The sequence below is a fragment of the Methylocapsa aurea genome, assembly GCF_000746085.1.
Lineage (GTDB): Bacteria > Pseudomonadota > Alphaproteobacteria > Rhizobiales > Beijerinckiaceae > Methylocapsa > Methylocapsa aurea.
Genome location: NZ_JQKO01000001.1, coordinates 278,622 through 297,997, shown reverse-complemented (window position 1 = coordinate 297,997; position 19,376 = coordinate 278,622). Strand labels below are relative to the sequence as shown.

Here is a 19,376-nt window from a genome sequence, read left to right as displayed (position 1 = left end):
CAATTTTAATCCAACGCCTCAACCGGGCAGAGCGCGAACGGTGATCGTCAGCAGGCGCAGCGGATCCGCGCTCGCGCCAACGGACAGTTCGAAATCGCCGGGCTCGAAACGAGGCCGAAGGTCCGGACCAGGAAAGCAAAGCTGGTCCGCGCGCAGCGGCAAAGAGAGGGTCGCGCTTTCACCTGCTTGAAGCGCGATCTTGCCAAATCCCTTGAGTTCGAGATGAGGCCGCGCGATGCTGGCCACGACGTCGCGAGCGAAAAGGAAAACCGTTTCTTCGCCAGCGACGGGCCCTAGATTGGCGACATCGACCAGTACTACAAGTTCATCGCCAAGTTTGAACTCTTTCGCGCTGGCGCGGAGATTGGTCAGGGTGGCGTCGTTGTAGGACAGGCCATGTCCGAATGGGAATTGCGGCTCCACCGGGAGGTCGAGATATATGCTGGTGTAGCGATTGCCCGGATAGGCCGGCCGGCCCGAGGGTCGCGCGGCGAAAAAAATTGGAACCTGACCAATCTCGCGCGGCCAGGTGATCGGCAGTCGGCCGGTCGGATTGAAATGACCGCTGAGCACATCGGCCACGGCGTTTCCCGCCTCGATCCCAAGAAACCACGCGGCGACCACGGCATCGGCTTTTTCCACCAGCGCAGGGATCATCAGAGGCCGCCCGGAGAAAATCAGCGCAACGACCGGCTTGCCCAAGTCTAGCACCGCTTGCGCAAGCGCCCATTGGCGACCTGGCAGAACGGGATTTGCCCGGCATGCCGCTTCGCCGCTCATGGTGGCGGATTCGCCAAGACAGAGCAAAACGACATCGGCGCCGCGGCAGAGTTCGAGCGCGCCAGCGATCCCCGAGATATCTTCGTCCTCTATTCCGACGCCGCACGCGCAGACAATCTCGGCATTGGGCAGCGCCGCCTCGAGACCTTGCCGGACGGTGACGGCTTGCCCCGGAGTCCCGACGGCCGCCCAGGGACCCAGCATATCGGCGCTATTATCGGCGAGTGGACCGATGAGGGCGATTCGGCGCAGCCCAGCGGCCAGCGGCAAGATTTTTCGATTGGGCGAGACGCGCTTGTTGGTCAAGACGACAATTGCGCGCCGCGCCACGTCGCGAGCGAGATCCCGCCTAGCCTTTGCATCGAGCGGACCCGAGCTTGCCGTGCAGCCGCGCCGGAGCGGATCGTCGAACAGCCCGAGCCGCGCCTTCAGCGCGAGCACGCGCCGCACCGCGGCGTCGATCTGGCTCATCGACGCCACGCCGCGCTCGAGCGCAGCCGGCAGGCCGAGGCGGTAGGCGTCGCTCATCATGTCTATGTCGACCCCTGCTGCGAGCGCCGCGGCGGCCGCTTCGACCAAATCGGCGGCGACGCCATGACGCATTAATTCCGCGATCGCAAAATAATCGCTGACGATGACGCCCTCGAACCCCTGCTCGCGGCGCAGCCAGTCGCGCAAAAGGGGAATATGCGCGGTCATCGGAACCCCGTTGACGTCATTGAAACTCGGCATGATCGCGGCGCAACCGGCGGCGACCGCCGCCTTGAAGGGCGGCAAATAGACTTCATGCAGAAGGCGCTCGGAAATATCCGCGGATGCGTAATCCAGTCCCGCCAAACCGGCGCCATAGCCGCAAAAATGCTTGGCTGTCGCGGCGACGGCGTCAACCGCGGCCAAGCTTGCGCCCTGTAGGCCCCGCACCTTGGCCGTAGCAAATGTTGCGGCGACCCAGGGATCCTCCCCCGGTCCCTCGGCAATTCGCCCCCATCGAGGATCGCGCGCAATGTCGAGCATTGGCGCGAATGCCAGGGAAATCCCATCACTCGCCGCCTCGATCGCCGACGCCCGAGCGCTGCGCTCCCACAAATGCGGATCAAACAGCGCCGCTTCGGCGAGCGGGATCGGAAATATGGTTCTATGTCCGTGCAGAACATCAAAGCCGATCAAAAGCGGGATCTTTAGGCGGCTTTCCTCCACTGCGATGGCCTGCATGGCGCGCACCTGCTCCGCACCCCAGAGATTGAGAAGATTGCCGACGCGGCCCGCCCGAATCGCATCCGCCACCTCGCCTGCGCGGATGGGCCCAGTGACGACGTCTCCCGCGGCGACCATCGTGAGCTGACCGATCTTTTCCTCAAGCGTCATCTCGGCAAGGAGATTGGCCGCCAGGAGATTAGCGTCGAAGCGATTGCCGGTCGGATTCATCGCCTGCTCCCGTTCATGGCCTCGGCCCAGCCCATGGACGGTATAAGAAACAATCCAGCGCGATCCGCGACGCCCGTAATGCTATTGTGGCTGACCGGAATATGAAACCGAGGCCGATCGTGGAACAAACCAAGACAATCTCCGCCGACGCTCTCGGCGCAATGGAATCCAACAATGGGCTCGCACCCCAGATCGCATCGATGGCCCGCGCCTTCATCGCGTCGCCCGGGCGCTATAAAATGATTTCGCTCGGCGTCGCCATATGCGCCGTAGTTGGCGCGACGGCCTATGGCCAAATTCGGCTCAACGCCTGGAACCAGCCATTCTATGACGCGCTCGCGCGCAAGGACGTTGTGGAGTTCGCGCATCAGCTCGCTATCTTCGCGGGCATCGCCGTCATCTTGCTAATTTTGAATGTGACCCAGGTCTGGCTCAATCAAATGACCAAGATGAAGCTGCGCGAACAGCTTACCCGGGACCTTTTCGATCAATGGCTCGAACCCATGCGGGCGTTTCGCCTCGCGGGCTCAGGCCAAATCGGGATTAACCCGGATCAGCGCATTCACGAGGACGCCCGTCATTTGACGGAACTGTCGACCGATCTTGGCATCGGTCTTCTCCAGGCGACGCTCCTCCTGGCAAGTTTCGTCGGCGTCTTGTGGATTCTGTCGGACCATGTGGCCTTCACGATCCATGGCTCGACTTTCGTCATTCCCGGCTACATGGTCTGGTGCGCATTGCTCTATGCCGGCACCGCCTCCTGGCTGAGCTGGCGGGTCGGGCATCCCCTGATCGATCTCAACGCCGAACGTTATGCGCGCGAGGCCGATCTGCGCTTCGCGCTCGTAAAGGTCAACGAACGCGCCAATGCCCTAGCGGTCGGATGCGGCGAAAGGAATGAAAAAGATCGACTGAACCGCGAACTGGATCAGGTTCTCGTCATCATGCGCAGTCTTGTCACCGGAGTGACGCGGCTCACCTGGATCACGGCGGGCTATGGATGGTTCGCCATCGTCGCGCCAATCGTCGTCGCGGCGCCGGGATTTTTCTCGGGCGATCTTTCCCTTGGCGGATTGATGGTGGTCGTTGGAGCCTTCAACCAGGTCCAGCAGGCGCTGCGCTGGTTCGTCGACAATTTCAGCACGATTGCCGACTGGAGGGCGACGCTTGTTCGGGTGGCGAGCTTTCGATTGGCGCTCGTTCAAATGGACAAGCTTGGCCATAAGACCAATAGAATTGAACGAGTTCCGGCAACCGACGACAAGCTGACTTTTGACAATTTGGGCATCGCCTCGCCTTCTGGCTGCACCAAGCTGAGCGAGCCGCATGTCGCGATTGCGCCGGCGGAGCATGTTCTGATCCGCGGCGCCCCAGGCATCGGCAAGACCAATCTCTTTTGCGCCATCGCGGGCCTCTGGCCGTGGGGGAGCGGGCGCATCCTGCTGCCATCGCTAAACTCCATGCAATTCTTGCCTCAACGCCCCTATATCCCGGCCGGATTGTTGCGTGACGCGCTCGCCTATCCCTCACGGGCCGACAATTTCAACGATCCCGAATTCGTCGCCGCGCTCGATCGCATGGGGCTCTCGCGGCTGGCGCCGGGGCTCGATCGCAGCGCGCGCTGGGACAAGGAATTGAGCGATGCCGAACAGCGAGATCTCGCCTTCGCAAGACTCTTGCTGCATAAGCCCCGCTGGATCCTGATCGACGGAGCCATTGATGCGCTCGACAGCCGCGGCCGCGCCCGCGTCCTTGACTTGCTCCAGCGGGAGTTGCCGCAGACAGCGGTCATAAACATCGGACGGCAGGAGCCCGAGGAAGCTTTCTTCACGCGCGTCCTAAGCCTGACCAAGGACCCGGAGGGACTGCGCTTGGTTCCCACCATCTTCCCGAAGGCGCCGGCCCGTGCGATGGAGCAGACAGCCTCCGCCCCCTGAGCGCTCGACGAAGTTGGATCATGTCGCATCGAGGGCATCGCGAGACAGGCGCGGCCGTCCGAAAAAAGCGTCAGCTCCCGCTCTCGGCTTCAAGCGAATCCTTTTGGGTTCCCGGCGCATCTAGATGATGTGGTTCCATTTCATCTGGATGCGCTCTAGGATCACGCCTCCAATGCCAAACTCCAAGAAGCATGCATCGACCCGGATACCTCGCGGCCGCTCAACCGACGAGGCGCTGCTTGACCTTGTGCAAAGGCAGACCTTCCACTTTTTTTGGGAGGGGGCGCATCCCGCCAGCGGCCTCGCGCGCGATCGCAGCAGGATCGATGCCGATCCAGACGACGATCTCGTCTGCGCCGGCGGCTCCGGCTTTGGCGTCATGGCTATCATCGTCGCGACGGAACGGGGCTGGATCCGGCGCGATGAAGCCGTCGAGCGCCTCTTGTCCGCGGTCGGCGTTCTGGAGCGCGCGACCTCCTACCATGGCCATTTTTCTCATTATCTCGACGGCCGCACGGGCGGCACTATCCGTTTTGGCCGGAAGGACGATGGCGGCGACCTTGTCGAGACCGCCCTCTTGCTCCAAGGCCTCTTGTGCGCCCGGCAATATTTTGATGGATCGATTCAAGCTGAAAAGAGACTTCGCGATCGCATCACTTGGCTTTGGCGCGACGTCGAATGGAGCTGGCACGCCCGCGAGCGGCGCAATGCCTTAACCTGGCATTGGAGCCCGAACAATGGCTGGAGCCTCGACGCCAGCGTCAGGGGCTGGAACGAATGCCTCATCGCCTATGTGCTCGCCGCCGCCTCGCCGACCTATCCGATCGATCCGGCGCTCTATCACAATGGCTGGGCGCAAGGCCGCGCTTTTATCAACCGGCGCCGCTATTACGATATCGAACTGCCGCTCGGGCCCGAATTCGGCGGGCCTTTGTTCTTCGCCCATTATTCCTTCTGCGGCCTAGACCCGCGCTGGCTGCAGGACTCCTATGCCGATTATTTTCACCAAAATGTCCAGCATACGCTGATCAATTACGAACATTGCGTCCGCAATCCCAATCGCCATAAAGGCTATGGCCCCTCGTGTTGGGGCCTGACCTCAAGCGACGATCCAGAGGGCTATAAGGCGCATGCCCCGGACGATGACAATGGCGTCATTTCGCCAACCGCCGCTCTCTCGAGCTTTCCCTACGCGCCGGAGCAAGCGATGCGCGCGCTGCGCCATTTTTACGAAGATCTCGGCGACCGGATATGGGGCCGCTTTGGCTTCGTCGACGCCTTCAGCGAAACGCAGGACTGGTGCGCGAAGTCCTATCTTGCAATCGATCAGGGGCCTATTGTGATCATGATCGAAAATTATCGCACCGGCCTCCTTTGGAAATTGTTCATGGCCGATCCCGACGTACAGAGAGGCTTGAAGCGCCTGGGCTTCGAGGGACCGCATTTGGCTTAGGAGCAAACCGATGGCGGAAAGCCGCCCGGCGACGCACAGCGAATGGGCGGGGGGTGCAACGGCGCCATTGCACGATTGGATGGAGCGGCAATATCGCCTGTCCGCGACCGCAATGTTGAGCGCCATATCGGCGACCCATCTCGTCAAGGACCGGAGCGCCTTCGGCCAGGTCATCCGGCCGGCCAAGGGTTCCGTGCTGGCCTCGCCGATCATCGCCTCCTACGATCCTGATCCGGATTATTTCTTCCATTGGATCCGTGATTCCGCCATCGTCATAGACGCCCTGCGCCGCCTGATCGTCGACGGGACGATCGCAGGCGCTGGCCTCGCCAATGAAGAGATTGATCGGTTTAAGGATTTTCTCGCTTTCAGCGCAAAACTCAGTGGGCTCGACGGCGGCGCGTTCCTCGCCCAAGCCGGAGACTTCCGAGATAAAGTCGATCCGGCGTTCTTGCAATATGTGCGGTCCGACGACGATCTGCGCGACATCACTGGCGAGCGCGTGCTGGGCGAACCGAGGTTCAATCCGGATGGCGGGCTCGACATTCTCAAATGGTCGCGGCCGCAGCACGATGGCCCGGCCATGCGCGCCCTTGTCCTTTTGCGCTTCTGGAGGCTCGACGCAGTTGGCGATAGCGAGACCCGCGCCCGCATGCGCGCCTTGATCGAGCAGGATCTCGCCTTTACCCATCGCCATTGGCGCCAACCCTCTTTTGACATTTGGGAGGAGGAATTGGGGCGCCATTACTATACGCGGCTGGTTCAACGCGCCGCTCTCGCCGACGGGGCCAGATGGATGAACGACATCGGCGATTCCGCCCGCGCCGACGCCCTCGAACAGGCCGGAGAAGAAGTCGCGCGCCATCTCGATGATTATTGGAGTCCCGCTAAAGGATATTACCTCAGCCGCCTTGGCGCCCCGGCCGAGACAGCCGAGAAAGAGCTCGACATCGCGGTAATTCTTGCGGTCATCCATGCCGACCGGAAAGAGGGACCCCATAGCATCCTCGATCCCAAAGCTCTGGCCACGCTGATCCGGCTCGAGGACCTTTTCGCCTCGCGCTACCCGATCAACCGGGCGGCCCCGGACGATTGCGGCCCGGCGATGGGACGCTATGCCGGCGACCGCTATTACAGCGGCGGCGCCTATTACTTCGCGACGCTCGCCGCCGCGCAATTCTACTTCCGCCTCGCCGAAGCGGCGGCGGTCGGAGCGGTACTCCCCGAGAGCCCGGAATTCCGGGATATCCTGGGTCGACTCGCCGCCAATTCCATGAAGAATAACGGCTCGGGTCCTGGACCATCTGCGCGAGGCCCGGCCCATTTCGATGCGCTCCTTCGACGTGGAGATCAATTCATGGCGACGGTTAGGGCCTATGCGCCAGCGTCGGGGGAACTGTCTGAACAGTTCGATCAGGCAACCGGGGCGCAGACATCGGCGAAGTCTCTTGCCTGGAGCCACGCCGCCTTCATCACGGCCTACGCGAGCCGCGGCGCCGCTCTTGGCGCAGCGGCGTGATCGACAAGCTCGAATTCCTCCTGGCGGTGGCGCGCGAGCGCAGCTTTAGCCGCGCGGCCGAAAGCTGCGGCGTGACCCAGCCGACTTTATCTTCGGGAATCAAACAACTGGAAGAAACACTGGGGGTTCTGCTCATCAATCGAAGCTCGCGCTTTCATGGATTGACGGCGGAGGGCGAGCGCGTTCTGGAATGGGCCAAGCGCATCGTCGGCGACGCTCGGGCCATGCGCCAGGACGTTCGGGCGTCAAAAACCGCTCTCACCGGGCACTTGACCATTGCCGCCGTGCCAACCGCGCTGGGGATGGTGGCGACGCTCACGACTCCGTTCCGGGCCAAACATCCCGGCGTCCGATTTACAATCCTGTCCCACACATCGCGCGAAATCCTAACGATGCTGGACGATCTCCAGATCGACGCCGGCCTGACCTATCTCGACAATGAGCCGCTTGGACAGATTCGGACGGCGCCCCTCTATTACGAGCGATACCGGCTCCTGACCTCGGCCCATTGCCCGCTGGGCGACCGCGCCAGCGTCACTTGGGCGGAGGTCGGCGCGATTCCGCTCTGCCTGCTCACCCCGGACATGCAGAATCGGCGCATCATCGACCGGCTGCTTTCAACCTCGGGCAAGCCGCTCGCGCCGATGCTGGAATCCAATTCGACGGTGGTTCTCTTCGCCCATGTCCGGACCGGCCAATGGGCCAGCATCGTGCCGGAAACATTCGCCGAATTGCTTGGAATGAGCGAGCCTCTGCGCTCCATCCCGATCATCGAACCGCAGGAGGTGCACAAGATCGGGCTTGTCCTGCCGCGCCGCGAGCCAATGCCGCCGCTCACCCGAGCTCTTTTGGCGGAAGCCAACAAGCTCGAGCTCGCGCAGCAGTAGAGCTGCGATTTCAATCGCGCGCGGTCGATCTATAGGATCGCTCTATGGAGCAACGGGACTGCTCTATTGATTGATGCGAATTATCGTCGCATGGTTTCAAAAATAAGCAATCAATGGGTGGAAGCCAATGCTAGAGGCCAGCCCCTGGAACGCGGAGCGCGCCCAGGAGATCGTCACCAAACATGCCGGGCTTGAAGGTCCTATGCTTCCAATTCTTCATGCGTTGCAGGAAGAGTTCGGCCATGTCGGCGAGTCCGCCGTTCCACTGATCGCTTCGGCGCTGAATCTATCCCGCGCCGAAGTGCATGGGGTGGTTTCCTTTTATCATGATTTCCGCCATGAGCCCGCTGGACGGCGCGTTCTGAAGCTGTGCCGTGGCGAAGCCTGCCAGAGCATGGGTAGCGAGGCGCTCGCGCAAAGCCTTCTCGGCCGCCTTGGCGTCGAGTGGGGCGGCACGACGCGCGATGGCGAATTGACCGTGGAGCCGGTCTATTGCCTCGGCCTCTGCGCCTCCTCTCCTTCAGCTCTGCTCGACGGCGAACCGCTCGCGCGGCTCACTGCCGCGACGCTGGCCGAGGCGATCGACGAGGCGCGCGGCCTATGACCCGAATTTTCATTCCCAAGGACGTCGCGGCCCTCGCGGTCGGCGCCAATAAGGTCGCCGCGAAGATCGCGGCGGAGGCGTCAACGCGCGGGCAGGCGATCGAAATCATCCGCACTGGCTCGCGAGGCATGCATTTTCTTGAGACGCTGGTCGAGGTCGAGACCGGCGAAGGCCGGATCGGCTACGGGCCGGTCGCGGCTGTAGATGTCGCCTCGCTTTTCGATGCAGGACTCCTTTCGGGCGGCGCGCATCCCCTGCGCATCGGTCGGCCCGAGGAGCATCCCTTCATGGCGCGCCAGACGCGTCTGACCTTCGCCCGCTGCGGAATCGTCGATCCGCTGTCCCTCGCCGATTATGAAGCGCATGGCGGCTGGCGCGGACTTTCGCGCGCCATCGAAATCGGTCCCGCCGCGATCATCGCCGAGGTCACGAAATCGGGCTTGCGCGGGCGCGGCGGCGCGGGCTTTCCGACCGGAATTAAATGGAAGACCGTCGCTGATGCTCCGGCCGACCGCCGCTATGTCGTCTGCAATTTCGACGAAGGCGACAGCGGCACTTTCGCCGATCGCATGATCGTCGAGGGCGATCCTTTTTCGCTGATCGAAGGCATGGCGATCTGCGCCATCGCCATTGGCGCCGCCAAAGGCTATGTCTATTGCCGCTCCGAATATCCCCACGCCGCCAAGACCTTCGCGGAAGCGCTGGAGATTGCGCGCGCCGCCGGATATCTCGGCGCGGACGTTAGAGGCTCCGGGCATGCATTCGACATCGAATTGCGCATGGGCGCCGGCGCTTATGTCTGCGGCGAAGAGACCGCCTTGCTGGAAAGTCTGGAGGGCAGACGCGGCATCGTGCGCGCTAAGCCTCCCCTGCCTGCGCATAAGGGTCTCTTCGAACGGCCGACGGTCGTCAACAATGTCCTGTCCTTCGTTGCGACGCCGTTGATTCTCGATCGCGGCGGCGAATTCTACGCTGGTTTCGGCATGGGCCGATCGCGCGGGACGATGCCGCTCCAGATTGCCGGCAACGTCCGTTACGGCGGACTTTTCGAGGTCGCCTTCGGGCTGACCCTTGGCGAGATCGTCGAAGAGATCGGCGGCGGCGCAGCGTCCGGCCGGCCAGTGCGGGCGGTGCAATGCGGCGGTCCGCTCGGGGCCTATTTCCCGCCTTCGCTGTTCGATACGCCTTTCGATTATGAGGCTTTCGCCGCGCGCGATGGTCTTATTGGCCATGGCGGCCTCGTTATTTTCGATGATACGGTCGATATGGCCAAGATGGCCCGCTTCGCGATGGAGTTCTGCGCGATCGAGAGCTGCGGCAAATGCACCCCTTGCCGCATTGGGTCGACGCGCGGCGTCGAGGTCGTCGATCATGTGATCGAGGGCGTCAAGGTTGCGGAAAATCTCGCGCTTCTCGAAGATCTTTGCCAGACCATGAAATTCGGCTCGCTTTGCGCCCTCGGAGGCTTCGCCCCCTACCCCGTGCTGAGCGCGCTGCACCATTTCAAAGAAGATTTCGCCCCGCGCGCGCTCGCGGCTGAATAAGGTAGACCGACATGGCTCTTGTCACCGAGATCGATTACGGAACCCCAGCGTCGAAGTCGGAGAAGATGGTCACGCTGACCATCGACGGCGTCGAAGTCCATGCGCCTGAAGGCACCTCCATCATGCGCGCCGCGATGGAGATCGGGACGCAAATTCCAAAACTCTGCGCGAGCGACATGCTCGAGGCGTTTGGCTCCTGCCGGCTCTGCCTCGTCGAGATCCAGGGCCGCAACGGAACACCAGCCTCCTGCACGACGCCGGTCGCGCCAGGCATGGTCGTCAAGACCCAGACCGAGCGGTTGAAGGCGCTGCGCAAAGGGGTCATGGAGCTCTATATTTCCGACCATCCGCTCGATTGCCTCACCTGCGCCGCCAATAGCGACTGCGAATTGCAGACGCAGGCGGGCGCCGTGGGGCTGCGGGAAGTCCGCTACGGCTATGATGGCGCCAATCATTTCGCCGAGAAGAAAGACGAATCGAACCCCTATTTCACCTATGACCCGGCCAAATGCATCGTCTGCAATCGCTGCGTGCGCGCCTGCGAGGAAGTCCAGGGAACCTTCGCCCTGACGATCGACGGGCGCGGCTTCGAAAGCCGCGTCGCGCCCGGCCAGGACGAGCCCTTTTTTGAATCGGAATGCGTCTCCTGCGGCGCCTGCGTCCAGGCCTGCCCGACCGCGACCCTCACCGAGAAATCGGTGATCGCCATCGGCCAACCCGAACATTCCGCCGTGACCACTTGCGCCTATTGCGGCGTCGGCTGCACGTTCAAGGCTGAAATGCGCGGCGAGGAACTGGTCCGCATGGTTCCCCACAAGGATGGCAAGGCGAACCACGGCCATTCCTGCGTCAAGGGTCGCTTCGCCTGGGGCTACGCCACCCACCGGGATCGGATCTTGAACCCGATGATCCGAGCCAAGGTCAGCGATCCCTGGCGCGAAGTCTCCTGGGAGGAGGCGATCGGCCATGCGGCTTCCGAATTCAAGAGGATTCAGGCCGCCTATGGCAAACGCTCCATCGGCGGAATCACCTCCTCGCGCTGCACCAATGAGGAGACCTATCTGGTCCAGAAACTCATTCGCGGCGGCTTCGGCAATAATAATGTCGATACCTGCGCGCGGGTATGTCATTCGCCGACCGGCTATGGCCTGAAGACCGCCTTCGGCACCTCCGCCGGGACGCAGGATTTCGATTCCGTCGAACACTCCGACGTCATCCTTGTCGTCGGCGCCAATCCGACCGACGGGCATCCGGTCTTCGGCTCGCGGATGAAGAAAAGGCTGCGCGAGGGCGCCAAGCTCATCGTGATCGACCCACGCCGGATTGATCTCGTGCGGACGCCGCATGTCGCGGCCGACTATCATCTGCCCTTGAAGCCGGGAACCAATGTCGCGGTCTTGACCGCGCTCGCCCATGTCATCGTCACTGAAGGGCTCGTCAACGAAAAATTCGCGCGCGAGCGCTGCGACTGGTCGGAATTCCAGGACTGGGCGGCCTTCGTCGCGGACGCCCACAACAGCCCGGAAGAAGTCGAAAAGCTTTCCGGCGTCCCGGCGGACCTGATCCGGGCGGCGGCGCGGCTTTACGCCACTGGCGGCAACGCCGCGATCTATTACGGTCTTGGCGTCACCGAGCACAGCCAGGGCTCGACCACCGTCCTTGCTATCGCCAATTTGGCGCTGGCGACCGGAAACCTCGGTCGGCAAGGCGTCGGCGTCAATCCCTTGCGCGGTCAGAACAATGTGCAAGGGGCCTGCGACATGGGCTCCTTCCCGCATGAATTCGCCGGCTATCGCCATGTTTCGGACGACGCCGCGCGGCAAATCTATGAGACCCTCTGGGGCGTCCCGCTCGACAATGAACCTGGCCTGCGCATCCCCAACATGCTGGACGCCGCCGTCGAAGGCGCGTTCCGCGGCATCTACATCCAGGGCGAGGATATTCTACAGTCCGACCCGGACACGCATCATGTCGCCGCCGGACTGGCCGCAATGGAATGCGTCGTCGTCCAGGACCTGTTCCTCAATGAGACCGCGAATTACGCGCATGTGTTCCTGCCTGGCTCGACCTTCCTGGAAAAGGATGGGACCTTCACCAACGCCGAGCGACGCATCCAGCGCGTCCGCAAAGTCATGAGCCCAAAAAACGGACTCGGCGATTGGGAGATCACCCTGGCGCTCGCCAAGGCGATGGGCTTCGCCATGGATTACGCCCATCCGAGCGAGATCATGGACGAAATCGCGCGGACCACGCCGAGCTTCGCCGGAGTCTCCTTCGCCAAGCTGGACGAGGCAGGCTCGATTCAATGGCCCTGCAATGAAGCCGCGCCAGAGGGCACTCCGGTGATGCACATCGGCGGCTTCGCCTCGGGCAAAGGCAAGTTCGTCATCACGGAATATGTGCCGACCGACGAGCGGACAGGGCCGCGCTTCCCGCTCCTGCTCACCACCGGGCGCATTCTCAGCCACTATAATGTCGGAGCGCAGACCCGCCGCACCGAAAATGTCGCCTGGCATCCAGAAGATCTCCTCGAGATCCATCCGCATGACGCAGAACTGCGCGGCGTCCGCGATGGCGATTGGGTGAAGTTGCATAGCCGCGCCGGGGAGACAACGTTGCGCGCCCTGATCACCGATCGGGTCGCGCCAGGCGTCGTCTACACGACCTTCCATCATCCGACGACGCAAGCCAATGTGGTGACGACCGACTTCTCCGATTGGGCCACCAACTGCCCCGAGTTCAAGGTGACGGCCGTCCAGATCTCGCGTTCAAACGGCCCAAGCGACTGGCAGGAGCAATATCGCGAACAGGCCGAGCAAAGCCGCCGCATCGTCCACGCCGTCGAAGCAGCGGAATGATCGACGACTCGCTCATCGAGGCCTCGCCGCCGGCGCCGGCCGTCAGCGCGCCCTGCGTCGCGCGGCGCGGATCGGAGGTTTTCGCCTCCGTCCGCACTGTCCCGGAAGAGACCGCCGTCGCCTTCACTGTGAACGGCGCGACTCATGCCGTGATGATGGCGACTCCGGCCGATCTCGAGGATTTCGCCCTGGGTTTCGCGTTCACGGAAGGGTTGATCGAAACGCCGGCCGAGATTTCGAGCTTCGAAGTGGTTACGACGGAGCTCGGCATCGAAGCGCGACTTTGGTTGCCCGAGGATCGCGCCAAGGCCTACTCCGCGCGCCGCCGCAGCATGGCGGGGCCGACCGGCTGCGGCCTCTGCGGCATCGAAAGCCTGGAGCAGGCGATGCGTCCGGCGCTTGCCGTCGTCGGCGCGCGCCGGTTCGACGCTGCGGCCATTGTCGACGCCATGGCCTCCCTCTCCGCAGGACAGAGGTTGCACGAGCAGACCCATGCGGTTCACGCTGCGGGTTTTTGGGCGCCTGTGCGCGGCCTTGTCGCCTTGCGTGAGGACGTCGGCCGCCATAATGCGCTTGATAAACTGGTTGGCGCGCTCGCCCGCGGCGGCATTTCGGCCGCGCAAGGCATCGTTCTTCTGACGAGCCGGGTCTCGATCGAGTTGATCCAAAAAGCGGCCCGGCTTGGAGCGCCTGTCGTCGTGGCTGTATCGGCGCCGACCGCCGCCGCAATCCGTCTCGCCGAAGCTTGCGGCATTACGCTGGTTGCGGTAGCGCGAGGCCAGGACTTCGAAGTTTTCACCCATTTTGACCGCATCATTGATCGAGCCGCCCATCATGTCGCCTGACAAGCTGATCTATATGGCCAACCAAATCGGCAAATTTTTCGCCAGCCAGAAAGCCGGCTCCCCGGTCGACGGCATCGCCGATCATCTCGCCAAATTCTGGGATCCAAGCATGCACGCCAAGATAGAGAGCCACCTTGAGCATGGCGGCGAGGGGCTCGACGCGCTCGTCAAGGAGGCGGTGCAAAAGCTCGCAAGCAAGGATCATTTGAAAGACCACGCTTGCCCGGAACCCGCCAACTAAGGCGTCGCGGCTGGAGCGCTTTCGTTTCCGCGGAATTTGAAGGTGCTCTGTGCGCCAAAGGGAAACAGTCCGCGACTTCGGTAAAAGGAAATATGCGTCAAGCCGCCGATCGGAAGCCTCGTTCCCCCCTTCAAGTCCCCAAGCAGCGCTTGGTATTCCCACAGATTAAATGGGCAATGCGTCAACAAGCCGCTCCCCGATGCCGGGATCCACGCGTCTAGCGGCCGCCCAATCCATTGCAATAGCCGATGGCCATGCTAGGTTAAACTATGGATAATTTTCGCCAAGGATCGGTGTCAAAGCGCGTCGCGATTAGCGTGATCTCGCTTTATGCGCTGTTGCTGCAAGGTTTTCTTGCCGCAGCCGCACAGGCCGAGGCCCGCGATTCCTATGGCGAAATTACATGCGCGCCGAGCAGCCTGGGCTCGGAGTCGCCTAATGGCGGCGAGCCCCATCAGCATTGCCTCTGTTGCGTGCTGGGCTGCGCCGTCGCGGGCGGCGCCTATGTGGCGACGCCGCCAGAAGCCGCCGACTTCCCGGCGCGCAAGGTTTCCGCCATCGTTTGGACGCCGTTCTCCGGCATCGCCGCGCAGTCGCCCCAGAAATTCTACTTCGCCGCCCGCGCTCCTCCCCTGGGCCTTTGAAGGATTCTTCCCGGCGACCGCTTGTCAGGCTGCACAACGCGGGCCTGAATTTGGCTCCTCCACATAAGTCTCGCGCATTCGTAGCGAAGCCGGCGCATCGATTTCGTTCATGGCGAGGTCGCGTCGCAGTGTTGGAGGTTGGCTTTCGGAAGATTGTTGCGCGGTCCTATAGCACTTTCAAGCGAAGCGGAAGCGGATACCGGCTCGCGCTTACGAAGACGGGACAAACTAAAGATTTCGAGATGCTTTCTGATTCCGCGGAAACCGAAAGCGCTCTAGGGCCGCCAAATCCCTCATGATTTCGTAAGGCTGTCGTGCGCCCCTCGCGGCCCCGGCCTGACATTAAGGGTCATCCCATGTTGCACTTGAGAGAGGCTGATTTTATTCCTCCGCAGGAGCCCCTGCGCGCGCGCCGGCTGAATATCTTCTCCGGCGGATCCAAGCGGCGGATTTTCTCGGCCGATGACAAAGCTCGAATTGTCGCGGAGAGTTACGAAAGCGGCAGATCCGTTTGCGCGGTGGCGCGACGGCACGGACTGATGGCGGCGCAACTTTTCGCTTGGCGTAAGAATGCGCGTCTGCGCCAGGAAGAGACAAGACTTGCCCAGGCGGAAGGATTTGGCGACGAAGAAAGAAGGGACGAAGACCGGGTGCGTCCGCTTGGCTTGGCGATCTCCGCTGACGCCGCCGATGGGCGAAAGACTTCGGCGCAAGCCACGCCGATTGAGATCACGATTGGCGCCGTGACGGTCCGTGTTCCGCAAGGATTCGATGCGGTGACCTTGAAAGCAGTGCTGCAGGCCATAAACGCGACTCCCTGATTTCACACTCCCCTGATGGCTTGGGCGCCGCCTCGTCAGCTAACCAGCGCCGCCCATGTCTTCCTTAAGCAGCAATCCGCTTTGGCAGGCCGCGACTTCCTGGAAGTTGAAACGGTTGACGCCTTGCATGTGCGGATCACTCTCTGGCGCAATAGGCTCATCGACGGCATTGGCGAATTTCCCACCGCTCGGAATCCAGCCTATCAAGCCCCGCCTTCAATATCCTGTCGCAACAAGAAAAATCTCTCCGCAACGACAATGAATTGGGCTTCAACAAGCAAGAATCTTCTTTATGGATAGTTTGCTTGAAGCACTGCGAGCGAAGCGGCCAACGGTTTGCGGTCAGTAATGTAACAAGACAAAAATAGAGCCGCATTCTGATTCCAATGGATCTGAAGGCGCTCAGATTCATGGATTTGAAGCATGTTCTGAGTGAAAAGATCGATCAACCTTTTCAAACATGCTCTGGACGACGGCGAGGGAATGCGCGGCATGGCGGAAGAACGAGACCTCCTGAACACCAGCTTCGAGGCGCATCCCCTACGGGGCCGGGTTCTGGCCGAGGTCCACGCGCGCCCCTTCCTGCCAATCGAGACCCCGAAACGCATACTGCATTTCGCGTTCATGACAGATCATGTGGCGGCGGAGAAAGCGCGCGCCGCGCTCGCGGCTTTTTGTCTTGAGCGCGCCTGCTTGGCCCCAACCCCCGGCGCTAAACATCATCGGGTCGAATTGTCGCCCGCCGTCTTGCGTTGGGAGCATCACGGCGAGTTTATGACCTACACCTGGGAGTTTCCGCAGGATGCGCCCAGCGCCCGCGCCAGCGAGGCCGAGCAATTGGCGTTTCGGCCGGGCGCCGACGAACTCGCCGGCGTGATGCGCCTCCTCCCCCAGCCGGGACCCTTGCTCGTCGCGATCGACCTTGACCTGCTCGCCGAAGCGCAGATCGGCGAAACCTGGCCCAGTCTATTCGGGCCTGGCCAATTGGTCGCGTCCGAGGTCTTAGGGGGCGGCGCGATCGTCGCCACTGACTTCCTTCCCGATGTCTACGGCTTCATTCGGATGCTCGTCCTCGATCGCGGATTGACGGCGGTCGAAGCGGGCGCCCTGGTCCAACGTCTCCTTGAGGTCGAAACCTACCGCACTTTGGCGCTCCTTGGGTTGCCAAGGGCGCAGGACCTCGGTCCCGAAATTCGCCGCATCGAGACCGAATTGCCGCGTCTTGTGAAGCAGATGCGGGACACCGAAGGCTTCGAGGCAAGCCGCCAATTGCTCGACCGCTTGACGGCGCTTGCGGCCGAACTCGAGGCGGGCGCGGCGCAAAGCCTCTACCGTTTCGGCGCGACCCGCGCCTATCACGAACTTATGACCCTGCGCCTCGATGCGCTTGGCGAAAAGGCGCTGCCTAATGTGCCGACCTTCGCTGCTTTTCTCGCCCGCCGGCTTACGCCCGCGATCCGCACCTGCGCCGCGGCTGAGGCGCGCCAGGATTATCTTTCCAGCAAGCTCGCAAGGGCCGCGCAGCTCTTGCGCACCCGCGTCAATATCGAGCTCGAAAGCCAGAACAGGGATCTCTTGAGCAAGATGGGCGAGCGCGTCCATTTGCAATTGAGACTTCAACAGGCGGTGAAATGGGTCTCCATAGCCGCGGTGACTTACTATTTGCTGTCCATCCTGCATCTTGTCTTCGAGGGCGTGCACCGTAAGCTGGAGGCCTTCGATCCCATCATCGCGACGGCGATCGCGGTCCCGTTCATTCTTCCCCTGGTTCTTTGGATCGTCCGCCCGCGCAGCAAGACGCCTTAGAGCGCTTTCAGTTTCGGCAGGATCAGAAAGCAGCTCTAGATCTTTGTTTTAGCGCATTTTCTTAACGCGAACTGGCATCCACTTCGCTCGAAAACGCTCTAGATCTTTGGTCTCGGGATGAGTGAGGGGATCGATTTTGAAGATTGAAGGATCAGTTGCCCGGCGTGAGCGATTGCCGCACCAGCGTTCCTATTCCTCAGCAGCCGATTTCGCCCGGCGTTTGTTCATCTCTTTCACGCGCAGGGACATTTTGATGGCGCGCCTTTCCTCGGCGCGGCCGGCGACTGGCTGCAGGATTTTTCTGAACTCATCGCGTTTCTCATGGATCGACGCTATGACGAGGCCCATCGGGATCCCCATGTCGACGAGGACGGCTTCCGACAATTGTAAGCTCGCCTCGATTGTTTCCGGCACGGCGTCGGTGACGCCGAGCTGATAGAGAAGCGTGGCGTGCGGCGCATCTCTCGCGCGCGCGACGATCGTCAGATCGGGATGGTCGGCGCGAACGAGGCGCACGATCTCCTCCGCGTCCGCCGGCTTGTCCATCGTTATGATCAAGGCCTTGGCCTTGCCGAGCCCACAGCGGGCGAGGAACTCGGCGCGAGCGGCGTTGCCCCAGTAGATGTCGACCTTCTCACGCCGGAAGCGCTTGACGAGAGCGGCGTTGGCGTCGACCGCGATATAGCGGATGGCATGGGCTTGGAGCATCTCGCCGACCAGCCGTCCAACCCGGCCATAGCCGACAATGATCGCTTGCGGGGCCTGGTCCTCCGAAGGAGGCGGCGGGAATTCGATAGGTCCAGCGGCGGGGGCCTGCGGCAGCGCTTGGGCGAGGGCGCCAAGGGCGGGAACCGCAAACATCGATAATGTCACGGCGATCATCACATCCGCGCCGATGGCGGCGGGAACCGCCGTCGAGACAATGGCGGCGGCGATGACAATGAAGGCGAACTCACCGCCGGGGGCAAGCAGCAGCGCTGCTTCGACGTTGACGCGCGGAGTTAGGCGCAAAATCCGGCCGGCCAGCCAGGCGACGCAGAATTTGACGAAAATGAGACCCAACGCGAGGCCGAAGGTCCGCAGCGGCGCGGCGATCACTTGCGAGAGATCGAGGCCGGCCCCGATCGACACGAAGAACAAGCCGAGCAGCAAGCCTTTGAAAGGCTCGATCGTGACCTCGATTTCGCGTCGGAACTCGGTTTCGGCCAACAGAATGCCCGCGACGAAGGCGCCAAGAGCCATCGAGAGACCGCTCATGGCGCTCAGCAATCCCGTGCCAATGACGACCAGCAGGCAGGCGGCCATGAAAAACTCAGTCGATCCGGCGGCGGCGACAAGATGGAAAAGCGGGCGCAAGACGACCCGTCCGCCAAGCACCACGAGGCTCAATCCGGCGAGCGCGGGAACGAGGGTCGATAAGATGGTGAGCCCAATGTCGCCGTCATGATTTCCGAACATCGAAACCGCGAACAGAAGCGGCGCGACCATCAGATCCTGAAACAGGAGAACGGCGAAGATCGTCCGGCCGGCCGATGTACCAAGCCGCTTCGTCTCCGCCAGAACCGGAATGACGATCGCGGTGGAAGACAAAGCCAAGGCGAGACCGAGCACTGCAGCCGAGACCGGAGTCTGGTTCAGCATCAGCGCCAACCCGCCGAGCGCGGCGGCCGAGCCAAAGACCTGCAGCGCCCCAAACCCGAACACGAACCGGCGCATCAGCGCCAGGCGCTCCCACGACAATTCGAGCCCGATCATGAACAAAAGAAAGACGACGCCAAACTCCGCCACCGGCGCGATGTCACTGACGTCGCCGAGAGTAAAAGGCGAGAGCCAGCGGAACTTTTGCGCGGCCAATCCTAGTCCATAAGGGCCGAGCAGCACGCCGGCGGCGAGGAAACCGAGAATCGGACTGAACTTCAGGCGCTGGAACAGCGGCGCCACGACGCCCGCCGTGGTCAGGAAGATTAGGGTCTCCTTGTAGTGCTCGGGCGCAACGACGTTCATTGATCTTC

The 19,376-nt window shown here is 62.1% G+C and carries 14 protein-coding genes; 12 read left to right on the top strand and 2 right to left on the bottom strand.

Annotated features, from left to right (window positions below):
• Positions 1 to 18: 18 nt before the first annotated feature.
• On the bottom strand, positions 19 to 2,205 hold the full coding sequence (locus DL86_RS01385) for a glycoside hydrolase family 3 N-terminal domain-containing protein (protein WP_051952471.1): 2,187 nt from the start codon (positions 2,203 to 2,205) through the stop codon (positions 19 to 21).
• Between the two features lie 101 nt (positions 2,206 to 2,306).
• Here DL86_RS01385 and DL86_RS01380 point away from each other — a divergent pair, with 101 nt between their 5' ends.
• The 12 genes from DL86_RS01380 to DL86_RS01320 all read left to right on the top strand — a co-directional run bounded on the left by DL86_RS01380 (position 2,307) and on the right by DL86_RS01320 (position 17,364).
• The gene (locus DL86_RS01380) at positions 2,307 to 4,142 is read left to right on the top strand and encodes an ABC transporter ATP-binding protein/permease (RefSeq protein ID WP_425348882.1); all 1,836 of its coding nucleotides are present in this window, start codon (positions 2,307 to 2,309) and stop codon (positions 4,140 to 4,142) included.
• A 172-nt stretch (positions 4,143 to 4,314) separates the two neighbouring features.
• Positions 4,315 to 5,595, top strand: coding sequence for a glucoamylase family protein (locus DL86_RS01375; protein ID WP_051952470.1), 1,281 nt, complete (start codon positions 4,315 to 4,317; stop codon positions 5,593 to 5,595).
• Positions 5,596 to 5,605: 10 nt separating this feature from the next.
• The gene (locus DL86_RS01370) at positions 5,606 to 7,114 is read left to right on the top strand and encodes a glycoside hydrolase family 15 protein (protein ID WP_036257396.1); all 1,509 of its coding nucleotides are present in this window, start codon (positions 5,606 to 5,608) and stop codon (positions 7,112 to 7,114) included.
• Positions 7,111 to 8,001, top strand: a complete 891-nt coding sequence (locus DL86_RS01365; protein ID WP_036257395.1) for a LysR family transcriptional regulator — start codon at positions 7,111 to 7,113, stop codon at positions 7,999 to 8,001. The genes DL86_RS01370 and DL86_RS01365 overlap by 4 nt, the downstream gene beginning before the upstream one ends.
• A 127-nt stretch (positions 8,002 to 8,128) precedes the next feature.
• Positions 8,129 to 8,605, top strand: coding sequence for a formate dehydrogenase subunit gamma (locus DL86_RS01360; RefSeq protein ID WP_036257394.1), 477 nt, complete (start codon positions 8,129 to 8,131; stop codon positions 8,603 to 8,605).
• The gene (locus tag DL86_RS01355; RefSeq protein WP_036257393.1) at positions 8,602 to 10,149 is read left to right on the top strand and encodes a formate dehydrogenase beta subunit; all 1,548 of its coding nucleotides are present in this window, start codon (positions 8,602 to 8,604) and stop codon (positions 10,147 to 10,149) included. The genes DL86_RS01360 and DL86_RS01355 overlap by 4 nt, the downstream gene beginning before the upstream one ends.
• Before the next feature lie 11 nt (positions 10,150 to 10,160).
• Positions 10,161 to 13,007, top strand: a complete 2,847-nt coding sequence (gene fdhF, locus DL86_RS01350; RefSeq protein WP_036257391.1) for a formate dehydrogenase subunit alpha — start codon at positions 10,161 to 10,163, stop codon at positions 13,005 to 13,007.
• Positions 13,004 to 13,852, top strand: coding sequence for a formate dehydrogenase accessory sulfurtransferase FdhD (fdhD, locus tag DL86_RS01345; protein WP_051952469.1), 849 nt, complete (start codon positions 13,004 to 13,006; stop codon positions 13,850 to 13,852). Before fdhF ends, fdhD begins: the two co-directional genes overlap by 4 nt.
• On the top strand, positions 13,842 to 14,093 hold the full coding sequence (locus tag DL86_RS01340; RefSeq protein WP_202899142.1) for a formate dehydrogenase subunit delta: 252 nt from the start codon (positions 13,842 to 13,844) through the stop codon (positions 14,091 to 14,093). The genes fdhD and DL86_RS01340 overlap by 11 nt, the downstream gene beginning before the upstream one ends.
• Positions 14,094 to 14,386: 293 nt before the next feature.
• Positions 14,387 to 14,737 carry a hypothetical protein gene (locus DL86_RS01335; protein ID WP_156964416.1) on the top strand — a complete coding sequence of 117 codons (351 nt, stop codon included), beginning with the start codon at positions 14,387 to 14,389 and terminating at the stop codon, positions 14,735 to 14,737.
• Between the two features lie 356 nt (positions 14,738 to 15,093).
• Positions 15,094 to 15,558, top strand: a complete 465-nt coding sequence (tnpA, locus tag DL86_RS20665; protein ID WP_051952468.1) for an IS66-like element accessory protein TnpA — start codon at positions 15,094 to 15,096, stop codon at positions 15,556 to 15,558.
• Between the two features lie 492 nt (positions 15,559 to 16,050).
• Complete coding sequence (locus DL86_RS01320) at positions 16,051 to 17,364, top strand: DUF3422 family protein (protein ID WP_051952532.1); 1,314 nt, start codon at positions 16,051 to 16,053, stop codon at positions 17,362 to 17,364.
• A gap of 189 nt (positions 17,365 to 17,553) precedes the next feature.
• Here the strand turns inward: DL86_RS01320 and DL86_RS01315 are convergent, their stop codons facing one another.
• A complete protein-coding gene (locus DL86_RS01315; RefSeq protein ID WP_036257385.1) occupies positions 17,554 to 19,368 on the bottom strand; it encodes a cation:proton antiporter domain-containing protein in 1,815 nt (604 codons plus the stop codon).
• Positions 19,369 to 19,376 lie beyond the last annotated feature (8 nt).

Bases quoted from the DNA above. Each gene is read 5' to 3' on its own strand.
- DL86_RS01385 (WP_051952471.1), bottom strand. From the start codon at position 2,205: ATGAATCCGACCGGCAATCGCTTCGACGCTAATCTCCTGGCGGCCAAT.
- DL86_RS01380 (WP_425348882.1), top strand. From the start codon at position 2,307: ATGAAACCGAGGCCGATCGTGGAACAAACCAAGACAATCTCCGCCGAC.
- DL86_RS01375 (WP_051952470.1), top strand. From the start codon at position 4,315: ATGCCAAACTCCAAGAAGCATGCATCGACCCGGATACCTCGCGGCCGC.
- DL86_RS01370 (WP_036257396.1), top strand. From the start codon at position 5,606: ATGGCGGAAAGCCGCCCGGCGACGCACAGCGAATGGGCGGGGGGTGCA.
- DL86_RS01360 (WP_036257394.1), top strand. From the start codon at position 8,129: ATGCTAGAGGCCAGCCCCTGGAACGCGGAGCGCGCCCAGGAGATCGTC.
- DL86_RS01355 (WP_036257393.1), top strand. From the start codon at position 8,602: ATGACCCGAATTTTCATTCCCAAGGACGTCGCGGCCCTCGCGGTCGGC.
- fdhF (WP_036257391.1), top strand. From the start codon at position 10,161: ATGGCTCTTGTCACCGAGATCGATTACGGAACCCCAGCGTCGAAGTCG.
- fdhD (WP_051952469.1), top strand. From the start codon at position 13,004: ATGATCGACGACTCGCTCATCGAGGCCTCGCCGCCGGCGCCGGCCGTC.
- DL86_RS01340 (WP_202899142.1), top strand. From the start codon at position 13,842: ATGTCGCCTGACAAGCTGATCTATATGGCCAACCAAATCGGCAAATTT.
- tnpA (WP_051952468.1), top strand. From the start codon at position 15,094: ATGTTGCACTTGAGAGAGGCTGATTTTATTCCTCCGCAGGAGCCCCTG.
- DL86_RS01320 (WP_051952532.1), top strand. From the start codon at position 16,051: ATGGCGGAAGAACGAGACCTCCTGAACACCAGCTTCGAGGCGCATCCC.
- DL86_RS01315 (WP_036257385.1), bottom strand. From the start codon at position 19,368: ATGAACGTCGTTGCGCCCGAGCACTACAAGGAGACCCTAATCTTCCTG.